The following is an 18594-nucleotide window of genomic DNA, read 5'->3' as shown; positions in this document are numbered from 1 at the left end:
TGACGCCGGGCCCGGACGGGCGGCGCAAGACCCGGGATTTTAGGGCCGGGGGCCCTGCGCCGGCAAACGACCGGCGTTTCGGAGGCGGCGCGGGTTCAGTCTGCGGGCGTCTCGCTGCCCCAGGGCGCCGGCGGTACCGCGACCGGGCGGCTGAGGTCGAACTCGACCTGGAACAGGCGGCCGCCGGGGCGCGACAGCTCGTAAACGAAGATCTGGCCCGGCTCGATTTCCATCGCCCAGGTGTTGTTGAGCGAGGCGGTGAGGCCTTCGCGCTGGAAATTGGCGATCGATTCGGCGTCCACCGGGAAGCTCTGGCGACCCGCGGTGCCGGCCGCGGCGGTGTCGCCGCCGTACATGGTGACGGCGTCGGAGCTGCCGTCTTCGTGGCGGTGGTCGTGCTTGAGGCGCAGGCCGCTGGCGGTGCGGGTGAGCACCCAGGTGCGCGAGCGGTCCTCACCTACGTGGAAGGGAATGCGCAGCTCATCCGCGCCGCAGCCGCGCACATGCATCACCAGCTTCTTGCCGCTGAAGGCGTCGTCCGGGCTGGCCGGCGTGTCCACCCGGACGCGGCCTTCGAACGCCTGGCCGCAGTAGTCGCCGATGCGCGCCAGGAAGGCATCCACCGGTGCGACCTGCACGGCCGGGTCGGACATGGCCGGCGGCGGCAGCGGCTCGGCCAGGCCGAGCGCGGCACGGTCATTGGCGCGGGAGGCCTCCTGGCCGGCACAGGCGACCAGCAGGACGGCGGGAACGAGCAGGCTTACGAAACGGATGGGGGTCTTCATGCCCCGACCCTACCCCGACCGAGGCGCGGCCGGCAACGGACTCAGTCGGCGGCGGGCGTGGGTTTGCTGTCAGCCGGCTTGGCGGCCGGCTCGGTCTTGGCCGCCGGCTCGGGCTTGGCGCCGCCGTCGGCGAGGTTGCGCTTCTTGTCGCCGTCTTTCTTGAAATCGGTCTCGTACCAGCCCGCGCCGGCCAGGCGGAAGCTGGGCGCGGTCAGCTGGCGCCGCACCTGGGCCTGGCCGCATTCCGGGCAATCGGTCGGATCCGGGTCCGAGAGTTTTTGCAGTCGTTCGAAGGCGTGGCCGCAGTGGCCGCAGCCGAAGGCGTAGATAGGCATGTCGCGAAGGCTCGTGCGGCCGGGGGCCGAATGCGCGAATTAACGGGCATCGGCGCCGCCAGTTCAAGCCCGATCGCGGCCAAAGCGCCGCAAGTGACTGAAGCTTGGATATTTTTCCCATTCATATCAATATGTTACAATCTCCGGCTGATTTGAACCGGCGACCCCATGATCCGTACTGTCCTCCCCCTCTCCGCCCTGTTGGCGGGCGTAGCCCTGCTGCTGACCGGCAGCGGGCTGCTGGGCACGCTATTGGCGGTGCGCGGCGGGCTCGAGGGCTTCGACGAGCAAACCCTGGGCCTGGTGATGTCCGGATACTTCGCCGGTTTTCTGGGCGGCACCTTCCTGGCGCCGCCCCTGATCCGCCGCATCGGTCATGTCCGCACCTTCGCTTTCTGCACCGGCCTGGCCGCGATCGCAGTGCTGCTGCACCCGATGTGGCTGCATCCGGTGGCCTGGTTCGGCCTGCGGGTGATTACCGGCGTGGCATTGGTGACGCTGTATACGGTGATCGAGAGTTGGCTCAACACCCAGCCCAATCCGGCGATGCGGGGCCGCATATTCGCGCTCTACATGGCCGTGAACCTCGGCGCCCTGGCCCTGGGCCAGATGCTGCTGGGGCTGGGCGTGGACGGCGACTTCATGCTCTTCAGCCTGGTCGCCATCCTGATCTGCGCATCGGCGCTTCCGGTCACCCTGACCCGACTGGCGCAGCCGACCTTCCCGCCCAATGCCCGGCTGGGACTGCGCCGGCTGTATGCGGTGGCGCCGGCGGCCACCCTGTCGGCGGGCTTCTCAGGGTTGGCCATGGGCGCGTTCTGGGGCCTGGCCCCGGTCTACGCCGGGCAAATCGGCCTGGATCGCAGCGGGGTCTCGCACTTCATGGTGGCCACCATCCTCGGTGGCGCCCTGCTGCAGTGGCCGCTGGGCCGGCTGTCGGACCGCCTGGATCGCCGGATCGGTCTGGCGCTGGCCTGCGCCGCCGCGGCCGGCGTCGCGCTGCTGGCGCTGCCGGTCGCGGGATGGAGCGCGAGCTGGATCTACGCGCTGTTCTTCGCGTTCGGCGGGCTGGCGTTCTCGATCTACCCGATGAGCGTCGCGCATATGCTCGACACGCTGCCCAGCGAAGACCTGCTGTCGGGCTGCTCCAGCCTGCTGCTGGTCCACGGCATCGGCGCCATGCTCGGGCCGAGCATCGCCGGCGAGCTGATGGCGCGCTTCGGCGCCAGCGCCCTGCCCGCCTATTTCGCGGCGGTGCTGGCAACGCTGGCCCTGTTCCTGGTCGCCCGGCTCGCGCTCAACCGCCGCCCGCACCGCCACCCCACGCCCTTCCATCCCATGCTGCGTACCACGCCTGCCGCGCTGGAACTGCTGCCTGAAACCGAAACCCCTCCGATTCCCGCTACCCAGGAAAAACATTGAGCAATCAGAAAACAAAAAACGCCGCACCTCATCCCGAATCACCCCTGCTGGTCCTGGCGACCGATCTCGACGGCACCTTCCTCGCCGGCGAACCGGGCCACCGCCAGCGCCTGTACCAACTGGTGGACAGCCACCCGCACATCCGCCTGGTTTGGGTCACCGGCCGCAGCCTCGAAGCCGTGATCCCGCTGCTGTCCGACCCGTCGCTACCGCGTCCGGACTACCTGATCTGCGATGTCGGCGCGACCGTCGTGGACGGCCGCACGCTGCAGCCCCTGCAGCCGCTGCAGTCGGACATTGACGCCCGCTGGCCCGGCGAACACGCCGTCGCCAACGCCATGCGCGGCTTTACCGGCCTGCATCGCCAGGACGTGCCTCAGGAACGACGCTGCTCCTATTTCTGCGAGCCCGCGACGCTTGCCCCGCAGCGCGAGGCGATCGAAGACGCCGCGCGCGCGCTCGGCTGCGCGGTGCTGTATTCCGCTGATCGTTACCTCGACATCCTGCCGCCGCGCACCGACAAGGGCCGCACCCTGCAGGCCCTGGCCGCGCAGCTGGACCTGCCGCTGGATCGCATCCTGGTCGCCGGCGACACACTCAATGATCTTTCGATGTACGAAGCCGGCTTCAATGGCGTGTGCGTCGGGCTTTCCGAACCCGCACTGCTGGAAGCCACGCTGCGCTACGAACACGTCCTGCATGCCAGCGAGGCGGGCTGCGGCGGCATCCTCGAGGCCATCGAAACCTTCGACCTGCTGCACGCCAACGATCCCCACGTGGCGGTACCGGCACCCGGGCGCGCCGGCGAATCGGACCTGGTGATGGTCTACCACCGCATGCCGTTCGAGGAGTCATTCGAGGACGGCCGACTGGTGCGCCGCCGCCCGACATCGCCCAACGGCATCATCCCCAGCCTGCTGAGCTTCTTCGCCGGCGGCCAGGCCGGTTCGTGGGTGGCCTGGACCCTGGACGACGCCAAGCGTGAAGGCTTCGAGGCACGCACGCCGGTGGACGTGGATCGCTACCCGAACCTCACCGCCGCGCGGGTGCCGCTGTCGAAGGACGAGGTGGACGCCTTCTACAAGCGTTTCTCGAAAGAAGCCTTCTGGCCGATGCTGCACACGTTCTGGGAGCGCGCGCGCTTCTGCGAGGAAGACTGGAAGGTGTTCCTGAAGGTCAACCGCCGCTTCGCCGAAGCCGCCGCCGCCGAGGCGGCGCACGGCGCCACGGTCTGGCTGCACGACTACAACCTGTGGATGGTTCCGGCGCGACTGCGCGAACTGCGCCCGGACCTGAAGATCGCCTTCTTCCACCACACGTACTTCCCGTCGGCCGACATCTTCAACGTGGTGCCCTGGCGTCGCGAGATCCTGGGCAGCCTGCTCAGCTGCGATTACATCGGCTTCCACATCCCGCGCCAGGTCGAAAACTTTGTCGACGTGGTGCGCGGCGCCATGCCGACCGAGACGCTGGAGCGCCAGGGCTGCGCGCCACGCTTCCTGACCTACGGCTGCGCGGTCGGCTTGGACACCATGACCACGCGCCTGCGGGTCGGTGATCGCGAAGTCGGCCTGGGTGCCCACCCGGTCGGCACCGACCTGGGCCGGATCCGCGACGCACTGGCACAGCCCAGCGTCCGCAGCGGTGCGGAAAAACTCCGCCGCGAGATCAGCCCGCGCAAGCTCGTGCTGTCGATCGAACGCCTCGACTACACCAAGGGCACGCTGGAGAAGCTCGAGGCTTTCGATCGCCTGCTCGAAGCCCAGCCGCAGCTGCAGGGCAAGGTCACCCTGGTGATGGTCTGCGTGCCGGCCGCCAAGGAAATGACGATCTATCGCGAGCTGCAGACCCAGATCGAACAGGCCGTGGGCCGCATCAACGGTCGCTTCTCGCGCCTGGATTGGACGCCGGTGCGCTTCTTCGCGCGCCCGCTGCCGTTCGAAGAAGTGGTGGCGCACTATGCCGCCGCCGACGTGATGTGGATCACGCCGCTGCGTGACGGCCTGAACCTGGTGGCCAAGGAGTTTGTCGCCACCCAGGGCATCGAGGGCGGCAAGGGCGTGCTGGTGCTGTCGGAGTTCGCCGGCGCCGCGGCCGAGATGAAAGGCGCGGTGTTGACCAACCCGCATGATCCCGCCGACCTCACGGCCGCGCTTGGCCAGGCCCTGGCCATGGATCCCGACGAAGCCGAAGGTCGCCTGCGCCAGCTTTACGGCATCGTCGAGAACTATGACGTGGACCGCTGGGGCCGGGACTTCCTGGCCGCCGTGCGCGGCTCGGGACATCCGCCGAGCGCGAAAGCCAAGCTCAGCGTCGGCGCGAGCCTGGCCCAGGCCAGCGGCCGCAGCCAGCACGACGAGGGTGTCGCCCGGGCCTGATCCACCCCGCCTGCGCCCGCTGCGGGGGCGCATGGTCGGGCGCGGCGGCTGCAATCAACCGGCGGACTCAGTCCGCCAGTTCAAGCCATTCGGACTCGAGCAGATCTTTTTCCTTGGCCAGTTCGCCCTGCCGCTGGGCCAGCTGGGCGACCTCGATGCCGCCGTCGTTGCCGTAAATGGCGGGATCGGCCAGCTGCGCCTCGAGCGCATCAAGCTCGCCCTGAAGCGTGGCGATCCGCGCCTCCACCTGCTGCAGCCGCTTGGCCGCCGCGTCGGCCTCGTGCTTGCTGCGCACGGGCTTGGCGACCGGCGCCGGCTTGGCCACGGCCGCCGGCTTGGCGGTGCGCGGCTCGTTGTTGCGACTGCGCAGCCAGGCTGCGTATTCGTCCAGGTCACCGTTGAAGGCTTCGACCTTGCCATCGGCCACGCGCCAGAAGGTTTCGCAAACCAGGCCGATCAGGTGGCGATCGTGCGAGACCAGCACGATGGCGCCGGGGAAATCGCTGAGCGCTTCCGCCAGCGCCTCGCGCATGTCCAGATCGAGATGGTTGGTCGGTTCGTCGAGCAGCAGGACGTTGGGCTCGAGGTAGGCGATCAGGGCCAGCGCCAGACGTGCGCGCTCACCGCCCGAGAACCCGTCCACCGATTCGAACGCGCGATCACCGACAAAATTCCAGCGGCCCAGGAAGCTGCGCAGCACCTGCTCACCAGCATTGGGCGCCAGCTCCTTGAGGTGCCACAGCGGGCTTTGGCCCTCGTGCAGGCTCTCGACCGTGTGCTGGGCGAAGTAACCGATGCGCAAGTCCGGATGCGCGACCCGCTCGCCGGCCAGCAGCTGCAGTTCGCCCACCAGGGTCTTGACCAGGGTGGACTTGCCCGCGCCATTGGGGCCCAGCAGGCCAACGCGATCACCGGCCTCGAGGCCAAAGCCCACGTCGCCCAGGATCTTCACGACCTCTGTAGGAGGGCCTTCAGGCCCGAAGCTTTCGGCGAACGGCTTCGGGCCTGAAGGCCCTCCTACAGCGGCGTAGCCGGCGTCGACGTGGTTGAGGCGGATCAGCGAATGCGGCAGGCGCGCGGGGTCGGTGAACTGGATGCGGAAGCTGCGCTCGGCGCGCACGGCTTCGGTGCCGGCCATCTTGGCCAGGCGCTTCATGCGGCTCTGCGCCAGCCGGGCCTTGCTGGCCTGGGCCTTGAAGCGGTCGACGAAGCTCTGCAGATGGGCGCGTTCGGCCTGGGATTTCTCGTGGGCGATCTGCTGCTGGCGCAGGTGCTCGGCGCGCTGGCGCTCGAAGCTGGTGTAGTCGCCGACGTAGAGCTTTGCCCGACCGTCGTGCAGGTGCAGGGTGTGGGTGCTGACGCCGTCGAGGAACTCGCGGTCGTGCGAGATCATCAGCAGCGTGCCCGGGTACTTGAGCAGCCAGGCCTCAAGCCACAGCACGGCATCGAGGTCGAGATGGTTGGTCGGCTCATCGAGCAGCAGCAGGTCCGAAGGCATCATCAGCGCCTTGGCCAGGTTCAGGCGCACGCGCCAGCCGCCGGAGAACGAAGACACGGCGCGGCCGTGGGTATCGGCCGGGAAGCCAAGGCCGTGCAGGAGCTTGCCGGCACGCGCGGTGGCGTCATAGCCGTTGATCTCGGCCAGGCGCTGGTGGGCGTTGGCTACCGCGTCCCAGTCCTCGGCGGCCATGGCGGCGGCCTCGGCCTGCAGGATGGCGTGCACTTCGGTGTCGCCGGACAGCACGAAGTCGATGGCGGCGTCGGGCAGCGACGGGGTTTCCTGGGCCACGCTGGCGATGCGCACCTTGCCCGGCAGGTCGATGTCGCCCAGGTCGGCTTCTACCTCGCCCATGACCGCGGCGAACAGGCTGGACTTGCCGCAGCCGTTGCGGCCGATGACGCCAATCCGCCAGCCGGCGTGCAGGCTGAGATCAACTTGGGAGAGCAGGAGGCGTTCGCCTCGACGGAGGGCGAAATTGCGGAAGGCGATCATGACGTGGGCTGAAGCAAGGGTCGGGTAGTCTATCAGGCGGGTCCATGTGCCCCCGGGCCGTGGACGCCCCATCCAGAGGACTGCCGATGCCCCATGACACCCCCCTGATCGCCCTGCTTGCCGTCGGCCTGGTGCTGGCCTTCATTCTGGGGACCCTGGCGCACCGCATGCGCCTGTCGCCGATCGTGGGGTATCTGGTGGCCGGCATCCTGGTCGGACCCTTCACTCCGGGCTTCGTGGCTGATCCGGACCTGGCTCTGGAACTGTCCGAGATCGGCGTGATCTTGCTGATGTTCGGCGTAGGTCTGCACTTCTCGGTCGAGGACCTGCTGGATGTAAAGACGATCGCCATACCCGGCGCCGCGGTCCAGATCACGGTCGCGACGGTGCTGGGCTGGGGCCTGGCCTGGTTGATGGGCTGGCCGACGCTGCAGGGCGTGGTGTTCGGGCTGGCGCTGTCGGTAGCCAGCACCGTGGTGCTGCTGCGGGCGATGGAGGACCGGCGCCTGCTGGAAACCCGGCGCGGCCGCATCGCCGTGGGCTGGCTGATCGTCGAAGACCTGGTGATGGTGGTGGCACTGGTGCTGCTGCCGGCGCTGGCCGAATCGCTGGGCACCGGCGCCGAGGCCGGCGAATTGAGCCTGAGCGCCGTGCTGGGCTCGCTCGGCTGGACGCTGCTCAAAGTCGGCGCCTTTGTGGCGCTGATGCTGGTGGTGGGCAAGCGCGCGATTCCGTGGCTGCTCGAGCGGGTCGCCGGATTCGGTTCGCGCGAGCTGTTTACGCTCAGCGTGCTGGCGATCGCGCTGGGCGTGGCCTTCGGTTCGGCCAAGCTGTTCGGGGTCTCGTTTGCTTTGGGCGCGTTCTTCGCTGGCATGCTGCTCAACGGCGACCTGAGCCATAAAGCCGCCTCGGATTCGCTGCCGCTGCGCGATGCGTTCGCGGTGCTGTTCTTCGTTGCCGTCGGCATGCTGTTCGACCCGATGATCCTGGTCGAGCAGCCGCTACCAGTGCTCGCCACCTTCCTGATCATCACCGTGGGCAAGTCGCTGGCGGCCTATGTGATCGTGCGCGCGTTCGGACACCCCAGCAGCACGGCGCTGACCATCTCGGCCAGCCTGGCGCAAATTGGCGAGTTCTCTTTCATCCTGGCCAGCCTGGGCGTGTCGCTGGCAATCCTGCCCGAGGAAGGTCGCGACCTGGTGCTGGCGGGCGCACTGCTTTCGATCATCGCCAACCCGCTGATCTTCGCCGCGCTCGACCGCCTCGAGGCCAGGCGCGCGGCTCAAGCGGCTCCGGCACCGGCCGCACCCCCACGGCGGCCCGGACCTCCCCTGCCCACTGAAGGCCACGCCATCCTGGTCGGCTATGGCCGGGTCGGCAGCGAAATCGCCAAGCTGCTGCGCGAGCGCGCGGTACCGCTGGTGGTGATTGATGACGACGCCGACCTGGTGCACGCGGCGCGCGATGCAGGCTTCCCCGCCATTCGCGGCAACGCCGCCAGCCACCGAGTGCTGGACGAGGCGGCGCCCACAGGCGCACTGCTGGTAGTACTGGCGATTCCTCAGGCGCTGGAGGCCGGCGAAGTGGTGGCCAGGCTGCGCGCATTGAACGCGGGCCTGACCATCCTGGCGCGCGCCCACAGCGACGCCGAGGTCAAGCACCTGATCAAGCACGGTGCCGACGGCGCGGTACTGGCCGAGAAAGAGCTGGCCCACAGCATGGCCGAGATGGCGCTCTCGGCCCCGCCCTTCCGCCAACACCGCGCCTGACCCGCGCACTTCCTGCGCCCGACTCTCCCTGTAGGAGGGCCTTCAGGCCCGAAGCTCTTTGGGGAAAAGCTTCGGGCCTGAAGGCCCTCCTACATGGGCTGGCTAGAACAGGTCGCCCTGCTCGGCGGGCGCGGGTGGCGGGGAGCTTGTTTTTTGGCGTCCCCGTTGCGGCTGGCGCTTGCGGCTGCCGTGCTTTTCGAACACGCGCTGGCTTTCTTCGCGGGCCACGTAGGCGCGCTTCCATGCGGTCAGCCTGGCGCGCGCTTCGCGCGCCGCCTGTTCATGGTCGCGGATAGGATTCGGATAGGTTTCGCCCAGGCGCAGCCCCGCGGCACGCTGCTGGGCGGCGCCCATCTGCCAGGGCGTGTGGATCCAGGCGTCGGGTACGCTCACGAGTTCGGGTAGCCAGCGCCGGATAAACGCGCCCTGCGGATCCTGGTCCTGCGACTGCTTCACCGGGTTGTACATGCGCGGAATATTGATGCCGGTGACGCCGGCCTGCATTTGCACCTGCGGATAGTGGATGCCGGGCTCGTAGTCGGTGAACCAACGCGCCAGCTGGCGGGCGGGTTCGGGCCAATGCAGCCAGAGGTGATAGCTGCTGATCGACACCAGCATCGCCCGCATGCGGAAGTTCAGCCAGCCGGTTTGCTGCAGGGAGCGCAGGCAGGCGTCTACGAATGGCCAGCCGGTCTCGGCGCGCTGCCAGGCGCCGAACCACTCGCGGTTGAAGTCGTCTTCGCGCAGGCCATCGAAGCCTCGATGCACGTTGCGGAATTCGATCTCCGGCTCGCTTTCGAGCTTCTGGATGAAATGACAGTGCCAGTGCAGGCGTTTTTCCAGCGAGGCGAGGTCGCGAGCGGGGACGGGGCTGCCCTCGCCGCGCGCGGCGCGCACGCCATGCACCACCTCGCGCAGCGACAGCGCGCCGGTCGCCAAGGCCAGCGAGAAACGCGAGCAACGCGTTTCGGCCGTGGCCGGGCTGCTCATGCCGCGCATGTAGCCCGTGCCGCGACCCGCGAGGAAAGTCTGCAGCGCCCGCTCGCCGCGCCGACGGCCGCCGCGCTGACGGCCCGGACACGGGTCGGCCGCCAGGCCCAAGGCCTGCGCGTTCGGGATCTCGCCCAGGTCGGCCACGAGCGGCGCGAGCATGGGTTCGGCCATCGGTGCGGGGGCCATCCGGCGCTCCCATTCCGCCGCCCAGCCATTGCGATGCCGCAGTCGTCGCTGGACACCGCCGCTCGGGACCTCATGCCAGGGAATACCGCGCGCCCGAGCCCAGGCACCAACCCGGCGATCGCGCGCGTAGGTCCAGTCGTTGCCGGTTTCCTCGTGCGACCAGAGACCGGCGATTCCGTGCTCGCGATGGATGCGCTCGAATTGCTCAATCACGTCGCCGGTTCGAACGCACAGCGGCTGGCCCAGACGCCCGAGGTCATCGCGCAACTCCGCCAGTGCTTCGGCCGTCGCGGCCCATTGCCGGCCACTGGCGTCAGGCTGTAGCCAATAGCCGGGCTCCGCCACGTACAGCGGCAACACGGGGCCGCGCGCGGCTGCAGCGCACAGGGGTGCGTGGTCGTGGGTGCGTAAGTCGCGTTTGAACCAGACGAGGTGGACAGGCATCTAGGAAGCCTGCCCGAGCCGCCGTGAACCCCTTGTAGGAGGGCCTTCAGGCCCGAAGCTTTTTGGCGAAGGGCTTCGGGCCTGAAGGCCCTCCTACAGGGAGACAGAACTGGGGGGTCAGGTGCGGACGAAGGCCAGGCTGCTGCCGTCGACCGTCACCTTCACCGTGTCACCCTGGCCGAACTCGCCGCCGAGGATCTTCTGGGCCAGCGGGTTCTCAAGCTGCTGCTGGATCGCGCGCTTGAGCGGCCGCGCACCGTAGACCGGGTCGAAGCCGATATTGCCCAGCAGCGCCACCGCCGCATCATCGATCTCGAGCTTGATCTGCCGCTCGGCCAGGCGCTTGGACAGGTAGGCGGTCTGGATCCGGGCGATGGACTGGATCTGCTCACGCCCCAGCGGATGGAAGACCACGATCTCATCGAGCCGGTTGATGAACTCCGGCCGGAAATGCGCCTGCACCGCACCCATCACCTCCGCTTTCATCTGCACATAGGCGGCATCGCCCTCGCCGCTTAGCTCCTGGATGTGCTGGCTGCCGAGGTTGGAAGTCATCACGATCACGGTGTTGCGGAAATCCACCGTGCGGCCCTGACCATCCGTCAGACGACCATCGTCGAGCACCTGCAGCAGGATGTTGAACACATCCGGATGCGCTTTCTCGACCTCGTCGAGCAACAGCACGCTGTAGGGCCGGCGGCGCACGGCCTCGGTGAGGTAGCCACCTTCCTCGTAACCCACGTAGCCCGGCGGCGCGCCGATCAGGCGGGCCACGGAGTGCTTCTCCATGAACTCGCTCATGTCGATGCGCACCATGGCGTCCTCAGTGTCGAACAGGAAGCCAGCCAGCGCCTTGCACAGCTCGGTCTTGCCGACGCCGGTCGGGCCCAGGAACAGGAAGCTGCCGTTGGGGCGGTCCGGATCGGACAGGCCGGCGCGGCTGCGGCGAATCGCGTCGGAAACGGCTTTCACCGCCTCATGCTGGCCGATCACGCGCTGGTGCAGCGCATCCTCCATCTTGAGCAGCTTCTCGCGCTCGCCCTCGAGCATCTTGCTGACCGGAATGCCGGTCCAGCGCGCAACCACCTCGGCGATTTCCTCGGCTGTCACCTTGTCCTGCAGCAGCTGGAAGCCCTGGGTCTCGACCGCCTGGGCCGAGGCCAGCTGCTTCTCCAGCTCGGGGATACGGCCGTACTGAAGCTCGCTGGCCTTGGCGAAATCCTGCTGGCGGTGCGCGGCATCCAGCGCCAGTCGCGCCTGCTCGAGCTGTTCCTTGACGCGGGTGGCGGCGGTCAGCGTGGCCTTCTCGGCCTTCCAGATTTCCTCGAGGTCGTTGAACTCACGCTCCAGCGTACTGATCTCCGCCTCGAGATCGGCCAGGCGCTGCTTCGACTCGCTGTCCTTTTCCTTCTTGAGCGCCTCGCGCTGGATCTTGAGCTGGATCAGGCGGCGCTCCTTGCGATCCATCTCCTCGGGCTTGGAGTCGATTTCCATGCGGATACGCGAAGCCGCCTCGTCCATCAGATCGATGGCCTTGTCGGGCAGTTGCCGGTCGGCGATGTAGCGATGCGACAGGGTGGCCGCGGCGACGATAGCCGGGTCGGTGATCTCGACGCCGTGGTGCACCGCGTAGCGCTCCTTGAGGCCGCGCAGGATGGCGATGGTGTCCTCCACCGAAGGCTCGCCCACGAACACCTTCTGGAAACGTCGCTCGAGCGCGGCATCCTTCTCGACGTACTTGCGGTACTCATCCAGCGTGGTGGCGCCGATGCAGTGCAGCTCGCCGCGGGCCAGCGCGGGCTTGAGCATGTTGCCGGCATCCATCGAGCCCTCGGCCTTGCCGGCGCCGACCATGGTGTGCAGCTCGTCAATGAACAATATGACGGTGCCTTCCTGCTTCGACAGATCGCTGAGCACGGCCTTGAGCCGCTCCTCGAACTCACCGCGGAATTTCGCACCGGCGATCAGCGCGCCCATGTCCAGCGACAGCACGCGACGATTGCGCAGCCCCTCGGGCACTTCGCCATGGATGATGCGCTGGGCCAGGCCCTCGACGATCGCAGTCTTGCCGACGCCGGGCTCGCCGATCAGCACAGGGTTGTTCTTGGTGCGCCGCTGCAGCACCTGGATCGTGCGGCGGATTTCCTCATCGCGACCGATCACCGGATCAAGCTTGCCGGCCTCGGCCCGGGCGGTGAGATCAATGCAGTACTTCTCCAGCGCCTGGCGGTTTTCCTCGGCGTTGGCGTCGTCAACCTTCTCGCCGCCGCGCAGCGCCTCGATCGCCGTCTCCAGCGTGGCTTTCTGCGCCCCGCTGGCCTTGAGCGCCTGGCCCAGCGCGCCCTTGTCATCGAGTGCCGCCAGCACGAACAGTTCGCTGGCGATGAAACCATCGCCGCGCTGCTGGGCCAGCTTGTCGCAGACGTTCAGCAGGCGCCCCAGGTCGTTGCCCAGCGAGACCTCGCCGGCTTGTCCGCTGACCTTGGGCAACTTGTCCAAGCCCTCGCCGAGGCGCTGGCGCAGGGCCGCGGCATTCACGCCGGCCCGGGCCAGCAGAGGTCGGGTGCTGCCGCCCTGCTGGTCGAGCAGGGCGATCATCAGGTGCAGCGGTTCGATCAGATTGTGGTCGCGGCCCACGGCCAACGACTGTGCGTCGCTCAGCGCCTGCTGGAAACGCGAGGTGAGTTTGTCCATTCGCATCGGGGAGCCCCTTGGGATTCCGGGGCAGCGGATTGCCGCCCGTATGACACCCAAATGGCGTCCCGGCATGGCCGTTTCAAGCGAAGCGCGGCGCCGCGGCATTTCCCGGCACCCGGGCCGGTGCCCGGACCCGGCCACGTCGCCGCCGGGAAGTGCATCCGGCGGGGCAAGGAATGGCTGCCGTTCAGTCCGCCAGCCAGGCCAGGGTCGCCATCCGGCCGCTGCGGCCGTCGCGACGATGCGAGAAGTAGTTCGCCGGATCGCTGAGGGTGCATTCGCCGCCGCCATGCACCTCGCGCAAGCCCACGGCTGCGAGCCGCCGCCGGGCCAGCGCATACAGGTCGACCCGCCAATGACCGGGCCGGGTAGGCACGAAGGCGATCGCAGCGGCTGGATCCTGGGCCAGGGACGCCTCGCGCACCTCGGGGCCGACTTCATAGGCCAGCGGACCGGCCCCCGGGCCCAGCCAGGCTACGAGCTCGGTGGCGGGCGTGGTCATCGCGGCGACGGTGGCTTCCAGCACACCGCCCGCCAGGCCACGCCAGCCGGCGTGGGCGGCGCCGATCTCAGTGCCGTTTCGAGCGGCGAACAGGACCGGCAAGCAGTCGGCGGTCAGGATCGCCAGCACCACGCCGGGCGTGGCGGTGATTGCGGCGTCTGCCACCGGTTCGGCCTCCTCGGCCAGTGCCGGCGGCGCTTCGCAGCGGAATACGGCGCTGCCGTGGACCTGGTCCAGCCAGTGCGGGGCCGAGGGCAGCTGCAGCCATTGCGCCAGTCGCGCGCGATTGGCACGCGCCAGGGCGGGGTCATCCCCGCAGCGCAGTCCCAGGTTAAGCCGATCGAAAGGCGGCGGCGACAGGCCGTCGCCACCGCGCAGGCTGGTGCCACCACGCACCCGGGCCGGTACCGGCCAGGTGGCTTCGCGCCAGGCCGAGGCCGGGACCATGCTTATTTCTTGGCGGCGGCGGTGTCGACGCGCAGGTCGAGCACCAGGCCCTGCATGTCGTCGGGCATCGGCGCCTCGGTGGTCAGCATCTCGCCGCTGGCCGGATGCCGGAAACTCAGCTTCTCGGCGTGCAGGGCCTGACGACGGAAACCGTGCAGGCGCGCCACCAGCTCTTCGGTGGCGGCCTTGGGCAGCCGGAACGAGCCGCCGTAGAGTGGATCACCCACAATCTGGTGCCGGACATGGGCCATGTGCACGCGGATCTGGTGGGTGCGGCCGGTTTCCAAACGGCATTCCACCAGCGTGTGGGACCGGAATTTCTCACGGACCCGATAGTGGGTGATGGCGTCACGCCCCGGCGCACCTTCCTTGACCACGGCCATGCGGACGCGATCGGTGGGGTGGCGGCCAATGGAGGCGTTGATGGTGGTGCCCGCCACCAGGGTGCCCTGCACCACCGCCAGGTACTGTCGGTGCACTTCGCGACCCGAAAGCTGCTCCACGAGCGAGGTATGGGCGCGCAGCGTCCGCGCCACGACCATCAGGCCCGAGGTGTCCTTGTCCAGGCGGTGGACGATGCCGGCGCGCGGCAGGCCGGACAGGCGCGCGTCGAAATGCAGCAGGGCGTTGACCAGGGTGCCGCGCGGATTGCCGGCACCAGGGTGGACGACCAGGCCGGCGGGCTTGTTCACCACCAGCACGTCTTCGTCCTCGTAGAGGATGTCGAGCGGGATGTCCTCGGGCAGGGCCTCGCCGGTCTCGACTTCGATCCGGACCGAAAGCGCGACCGGCTCACCGCCGCGCACGGATTCCTTGGGTTTCACCAGGCGGCCGTCGAGCAGGGCGTCGCCGGACTTGATCCACTCGGTGAGGCGGGAGCGGGAAAAATCGGGGAACAGCTCGGCCAGGACCTGGTCGAACCGGCGGCCCGCGGAAGTCAGCGGGATGCTGGACTCGAGCAGTTCACGCTCGTTGTCGTCGTTTTCTGGCGGATTGGGCTGGGACATGGGGATCTCGTGAGGCCGGGGCGGGCCCGGGGTCGCATTCATGGAGGCGACAGCGGGCTTTCCGGTATTATCCCTGAACTAGCTGCCTTCAGCGCCCTGACCTGCCGAACCTGATGACCCGACTGCCCGGAATGACGCGTTTTCTCATGATCCTGATGCTGGCCGTGGGCCTGACGAGCTGCTCGACCGTCGGCGGCTGGTTTGGCGACAAGGACCCCGAAACCGAGACACTGCCGGTCGAGGCCCTGTACGCGAGCGCCAAGGACGCGCTGGACGGGCGCAACTATGCCCGCGCCGGCCGCTACTACCAGCGCCTGGTGGCCCGCTTCCCGTTTGGTGAATACAGCGAGCAGGCCCAGATTGAGCTGGCCTATGTGCAGTACAAGCTGGCGATGACCGAGGAGGCGACCTCCACGATCACCCGCTTCATCCGCACCTACCCGACCCATCCGCACATTGACTACGCCTATTACCTGAAGGCGCTGATCAACTTCGACCGCAGTTCCAGCGCGATCCTGCGCCTTGTGCGCCAGGACCTGGCCACCCGCGACCTGGGCGCGCCGACGCAGAGCCTGAACGACTTCGCCGACGTCGTGCGCCGCTATCCGAACAGCCGCTACGCTCCGGACGCGCGTCAGCGCATGGTGTTCCTGCGCAATCTGCTGGCTCGCCACGAAGTGGGCGTGGGCCAGTACTACCTGCGCCGTGGCGCCTACGTGGCCGCCGCCAACCGCGGCAAGTATCTGCTGCAGACCTATCCGCAGAGCGAGCACGACGGCGATGCGCTGGCTCTGATGGCGGCGTCCTACGTCGCCTTGGGCCAGGCCGAACTGGCCGCGGACGCCCGCAAGGTGCTGGAGACGAACTACCCCAAGCATCCCTACCTGTCCCAGGGTAAGAACTGGCCGAGCGGCACCGGCATCATCAGCCGCATCAACCCCTTCGACTGAAAAAAACGCCTGTAGGAGGGCCTTCAGGCCCGAAGCTCTTCGCCAAGAGCTTCGGGCCTGAAGGCCCTCCTACATTGCTTTTAGTCGCGCCAGCCCGAGGTGATGGGGTAGCGGCGTTCGCGGCCAAAGGCACGCTTCGACACCTTCGGCCCCGGCGCGGATTGACGGCGCTTCCACTCATTGATGCGAACCAGCTGCAGCACGTGCTCCACCGTGTAGTGGTCATAGCCATCGGCCACGATCTCGGCCAGCGACATGTCCTGGTCCACATGGCGGTAAAGGATGGCGTCGAGGATGTCGTAGGGCGGCAGTGAGTCCTGGTCGGTCTGGTTGTCGCGCAGCTCCGCCGAAGGTGCCCGGGTGATCACCTGCTCGGGAATCGCCGGTGAGCGCGCATTGCGCCAGCGGCACAGGGCCTGCACTTCGGTCTTGTACAGGTCCTTGATGGGGCCGAAACCGCCGCACATGTCGCCATAGATGGTGGCGTAGCCCACGGCGTATTCGCTCTTGTTGCCGGTGGTAAGCAGCATCCCGCCGAACTTGTTCGACAGCGCCATCATCAGTGCGCCGCGGCAGCGCGACTGCAGGTTTTCCTCGGCGATGCCCGGCTCCATACCGCTGAACAGCGGCTCCAATGCGGCGAGAAAGCCGTTGAACGGCGCTTCGATGGCGAGCGTTTCCAGACGCACGCCCAACAGCCGCGCCTGCTCATCGGCCAAGTCGTTGCTCAGGTCGGTGGTGTAGCGCGAGGGCAGGCGCACGGCCGCCACGTTGCGGGCGCCCAGCGCGTCCACGGCCAGCGCCAGCACCAGCCCCGAATCGATGCCGCCGGAAAGGCCCAGCCAGACCCGGTCGAAGCCGTTCTTGCCGCAGTAGTCGCGGATGCCGCGCACGATGGCGCGATAGGCCAGCGATTCCCGGGTTTCGTCGTCTTCTTCCGGCCAGATAACCAAGGTGAAACGCCGGCTGTCTGCGTCGAAATCGGCCACCAGCCAGTGGTCTTCAAAGGCGCGCGCGGCGGCGTGCAGCTCGCCGTCGCCGTCGGCAAGCACCGAGGCACCGTCGAACACCAGTTCGTCCTGACCGCCCACCAGGTTCAGATAGGCCAGGCCAACGCCGGACTCCAGCACGCGCTGGGCCAGCAAGGCATCGCGCTGGGCGGTCTTGTCGCTTTCAAAGGGCGAGGCGTTCGGCACCAGCACCAGCTCAGCACCCAGCGCGGCGGTCTCGGCCATGGGCTCGGCGAACCACAGGTCTTCGCAGACCACCAGGCCCACTTTCACGCCCTTGACCTCGAAGCTGCAGGCCGCGCCGTCCGGATCGACCGCGAAATGACGGCGCTCGTCGAATACCGCGTAATTGGGCAGCTCGCGCTTGCGGTAGGTCAGGTCGATGCGCCCATCACGCAGCACGCTGGCCGCGTTGTAAACCACCGAACCGGCCGACTGCGGCCAACCCACCACCGCGACGATGCCGCGGCAGGCGGTGGCGATTTCCTGCATCGCCTGCTCGCAGGCCGCCAGGAAGGACGGCCGCATCAGCAGGTCCTCCGGCGGATAGCCCGACACCGCAAGCTCCGGGAACAGCACGACATCGGCGCCATGCACGTCGCGCGCTTCGGCCAGCATCGCCTTGATGCGCTGGGCGTTCGACGCAACGGCGCCCACCGGGAAATCGAACTGGGCCAGGGCGATGCGTAGCGTTCGGGGCATGAGGTTCAATCCGATGGTGGGGTCCTGGAACGACGAAGGGCCGCACGCGGCGGCCCTTCGGGTCGATCGATGTCGCGAGTTTACTTCTTCAGGCGAGCCGCGATAGCCGCGCCCAGATCGCCAGGCGACTTGACCGTGGTGACGCCAGCCTTCTCGAGCGCGGCGAACTTGCCGGCCGCGGTGCCCTGGCCGCCAGAGGCGATGGCACCGGCGTGGCCCATGCGCTTGCCTTCCGGAGCCGAGGCGCCGGCGATGAAGCCGACCACCGGCTTGGTGACGTACTCGGCGATGAACTCGGCCGCTTCTTCTTCGGCGCTGCCGCCGATCTCGCCGACCAGGATGATGCCTTCGGTCTGCGGGTCTTCCTGGAAGAGCTTGAGCGCGTCGATGAAGTTGGTGCCGTTGATCGGGTCGCCGCCGATGCCGATGCAGGTTGACTGGCCGAGGCCGGCGTCGGTGGTCTGCTTCACGGCTTCATAGGTCAGCGTGCCCGAGCGCGAGACGATGCCGATCTTGCCCGGCATGTGGATGTGGCCCGGCATGATGCCGATCTTGCACTCGCCCGGGGTGATCACGCCGGGGCAGTTCGGGCCGATCAGCACGACGTCGTCGTAGCCCATCAGGGTGTTCTTGACCCGCAGCATGTCCAGCACCGGAATGCCCTCGGTGATGCAGACGATGACCCGGATGCCGGCGTCGGCCGCTTCCAGGATGGCGTCGGCCGCGAACGGCGGCGGCACGTAGATGACCGACGCGTCGGCACCGGTGTCTTCCACGGCTTCGCGCACGGTGTTGAAGACCGGCAGGCCGATGTGGGTGCTGCCGCCCTTGCCCGGGGTGACGCCGCCGACGACCTTGGTGCCGTATTCAAGCATCTGCTCGGCGTGGAAAGTGCCCTGCTGGCCGGTGAAGCCCTGGACGATCACTTTGGTGTTCTTGTTGACGAGAACGCTCATTTCGAATCCCTGTGTTTT

Annotated in this window: 12 protein-coding genes and 3 pseudogenes; 4 read left to right on the top strand and 11 right to left on the bottom strand. The window is 68.0% G+C overall.

The window, feature by feature from the left end; translation table 11 throughout:
• Positions 1–95: 95 nt before the first annotated feature.
• Both ACYVGY_RS01905 and ACYVGY_RS01900 read right to left on the bottom strand, forming a co-directional pair.
• Positions 96–653: a hypothetical protein gene (locus tag ACYVGY_RS01905; RefSeq protein WP_460456244.1), complete on the bottom strand. Its 558-nt coding sequence runs from the start codon at positions 651–653 to the stop codon at positions 96–98.
• Between the two features lie 173 nt (positions 654–826).
• Positions 827–1120 carry an FmdB family zinc ribbon protein gene (locus tag ACYVGY_RS01900; protein WP_460455793.1) on the bottom strand — a complete coding sequence of 98 codons (294 nt, stop codon included), beginning with the start codon at positions 1118–1120 and terminating at the stop codon, positions 827–829.
• Between the two features lie 168 nt (positions 1121–1288).
• Here ACYVGY_RS01900 and ACYVGY_RS01895 point away from each other — a divergent pair, with 168 nt between their 5' ends.
• Together ACYVGY_RS01895 and ggpS are read left to right on the top strand one after the other, a co-directional pair.
• Entirely contained in the window at positions 1289–2542 is a 1254-nt protein-coding gene (locus ACYVGY_RS01895) for an MFS transporter (RefSeq protein ID WP_460455792.1), read from the top strand.
• On the top strand, positions 2539–4920 hold the full coding sequence (ggpS, locus tag ACYVGY_RS01890; RefSeq protein ID WP_460455791.1) for a glucosylglycerol-phosphate synthase: 2382 nt from the start codon (positions 2539–2541) through the stop codon (positions 4918–4920). Before ACYVGY_RS01895 ends, ggpS begins: the two co-directional genes overlap by 4 nt.
• A gap of 67 nt (positions 4921–4987) precedes the next feature.
• Here the strand turns inward: ggpS and ACYVGY_RS01885 are convergent.
• The 3 pseudogenes from ACYVGY_RS01885 to ACYVGY_RS01875 form a co-directional block, all read right to left on the bottom strand.
• Positions 4988–5170: pseudogene (locus ACYVGY_RS01885) on the bottom strand (ABC transporter C-terminal domain-containing protein); the annotation flags it as partial.
• Positions 5171–5232: 62 nt separating this feature from the next.
• A pseudogene (locus ACYVGY_RS01880) lies at positions 5233–5866 on the bottom strand (ATP-binding cassette domain-containing protein); the annotation flags it as partial.
• Positions 5867–5941: 75 nt separating this feature from the next.
• A pseudogene (locus ACYVGY_RS01875) lies at positions 5942–6913 on the bottom strand (ABC-F family ATP-binding cassette domain-containing protein); the annotation flags it as partial.
• Between the two features lie 86 nt (positions 6914–6999).
• Between ACYVGY_RS01875 and ybaL the strand changes: the two are divergent.
• A complete protein-coding gene (gene ybaL, locus ACYVGY_RS01870; RefSeq protein WP_460455790.1) occupies positions 7000–8682 on the top strand; it encodes a YbaL family putative K(+) efflux transporter in 1683 nt (560 codons plus the stop codon).
• A gap of 102 nt (positions 8683–8784) precedes the next feature.
• On the opposite strand, the gene ACYVGY_RS01865 is transcribed toward ybaL, so the two are convergent.
• The 4 genes from ACYVGY_RS01865 to rluD all read right to left on the bottom strand — a co-directional run bounded on the left by ACYVGY_RS01865 (position 8785) and on the right by rluD (position 14958).
• A complete protein-coding gene (locus ACYVGY_RS01865; RefSeq protein WP_460455789.1) occupies positions 8785–10305 on the bottom strand; it encodes a cryptochrome/deoxyribodipyrimidine photo-lyase family protein in 1521 nt (506 codons plus the stop codon).
• A 117-nt stretch (positions 10306–10422) separates the two neighbouring features.
• Positions 10423–13005 (bottom strand): ATP-dependent chaperone ClpB, encoded by a 2583-nt coding sequence (gene clpB, locus ACYVGY_RS01860; RefSeq protein WP_460455788.1) that lies wholly within the window; start codon positions 13003–13005, stop codon positions 10423–10425.
• A gap of 184 nt (positions 13006–13189) precedes the next feature.
• Positions 13190–13951, bottom strand: coding sequence for a peptidoglycan editing factor PgeF (pgeF, locus tag ACYVGY_RS01855; RefSeq protein ID WP_460455787.1), 762 nt, complete (start codon positions 13949–13951; stop codon positions 13190–13192).
• A gap of 2 nt (positions 13952–13953) precedes the next feature.
• Positions 13954–14958, bottom strand: coding sequence for a 23S rRNA pseudouridine(1911/1915/1917) synthase RluD (gene rluD, locus ACYVGY_RS01850; RefSeq protein WP_460455786.1), 1005 nt, complete (start codon positions 14956–14958; stop codon positions 13954–13956).
• A gap of 131 nt (positions 14959–15089) precedes the next feature.
• Between rluD and ACYVGY_RS01845 the strand changes: the two genes are divergently transcribed.
• On the top strand, positions 15090–15908 hold the full coding sequence (locus tag ACYVGY_RS01845; RefSeq protein ID WP_460455785.1) for an outer membrane protein assembly factor BamD: 819 nt from the start codon (positions 15090–15092) through the stop codon (positions 15906–15908).
• Between the two features lie 80 nt (positions 15909–15988).
• Here the strand turns inward: ACYVGY_RS01845 and ACYVGY_RS01840 are convergent, their stop codons facing one another.
• Both ACYVGY_RS01840 and sucD read right to left on the bottom strand, forming a co-directional pair.
• Entirely contained in the window at positions 15989–17620 is a 1632-nt protein-coding gene (locus ACYVGY_RS01840; RefSeq protein WP_460455784.1) for an NAD+ synthase, read from the bottom strand.
• A gap of 80 nt (positions 17621–17700) precedes the next feature.
• On the bottom strand, positions 17701–18576 hold the full coding sequence (gene sucD, locus ACYVGY_RS01835; protein ID WP_460455783.1) for a succinate--CoA ligase subunit alpha: 876 nt from the start codon (positions 18574–18576) through the stop codon (positions 17701–17703).
• Positions 18577–18594: the final 18 nt, after the last annotated feature.

The organism is Arenimonas alkanexedens (assembly GCF_054781355.1).
This window is presented reverse-complemented; position numbering and strand designations above follow the sequence as displayed.

Excerpts from the sequence above, each read along its gene's own strand:
- ACYVGY_RS01905 (WP_460456244.1), bottom strand. The coding sequence starts at position 653 with ATGTCCGACCCGGCCGTGCAGGTCGCACCGGTGGATGCCTTCCTGGCG.
- ACYVGY_RS01900 (WP_460455793.1), bottom strand. The coding sequence starts at position 1,120 with ATGCCTATCTACGCCTTCGGCTGCGGCCACTGCGGCCACGCCTTCGAA.
- ACYVGY_RS01895 (WP_460455792.1), top strand. The coding sequence starts at position 1,289 with ATGATCCGTACTGTCCTCCCCCTCTCCGCCCTGTTGGCGGGCGTAGCC.
- ybaL (WP_460455790.1), top strand. The coding sequence starts at position 7,000 with ATGCCCCATGACACCCCCCTGATCGCCCTGCTTGCCGTCGGCCTGGTG.
- ACYVGY_RS01865 (WP_460455789.1), bottom strand. The coding sequence starts at position 10,305 with ATGCCTGTCCACCTCGTCTGGTTCAAACGCGACTTACGCACCCACGAC.
- clpB (WP_460455788.1), bottom strand. The coding sequence starts at position 13,005 with ATGCGAATGGACAAACTCACCTCGCGTTTCCAGCAGGCGCTGAGCGAC.
- pgeF (WP_460455787.1), bottom strand. The coding sequence starts at position 13,951 with ATGGTCCCGGCCTCGGCCTGGCGCGAAGCCACCTGGCCGGTACCGGCC.
- rluD (WP_460455786.1), bottom strand. The coding sequence starts at position 14,958 with ATGTCCCAGCCCAATCCGCCAGAAAACGACGACAACGAGCGTGAACTG.
- ACYVGY_RS01845 (WP_460455785.1), top strand. The coding sequence starts at position 15,090 with ATGACGCGTTTTCTCATGATCCTGATGCTGGCCGTGGGCCTGACGAGC.
- ACYVGY_RS01840 (WP_460455784.1), bottom strand. The coding sequence starts at position 17,620 with ATGCCCCGAACGCTACGCATCGCCCTGGCCCAGTTCGATTTCCCGGTG.
- sucD (WP_460455783.1), bottom strand. The coding sequence starts at position 18,576 with ATGAGCGTTCTCGTCAACAAGAACACCAAAGTGATCGTCCAGGGCTTC.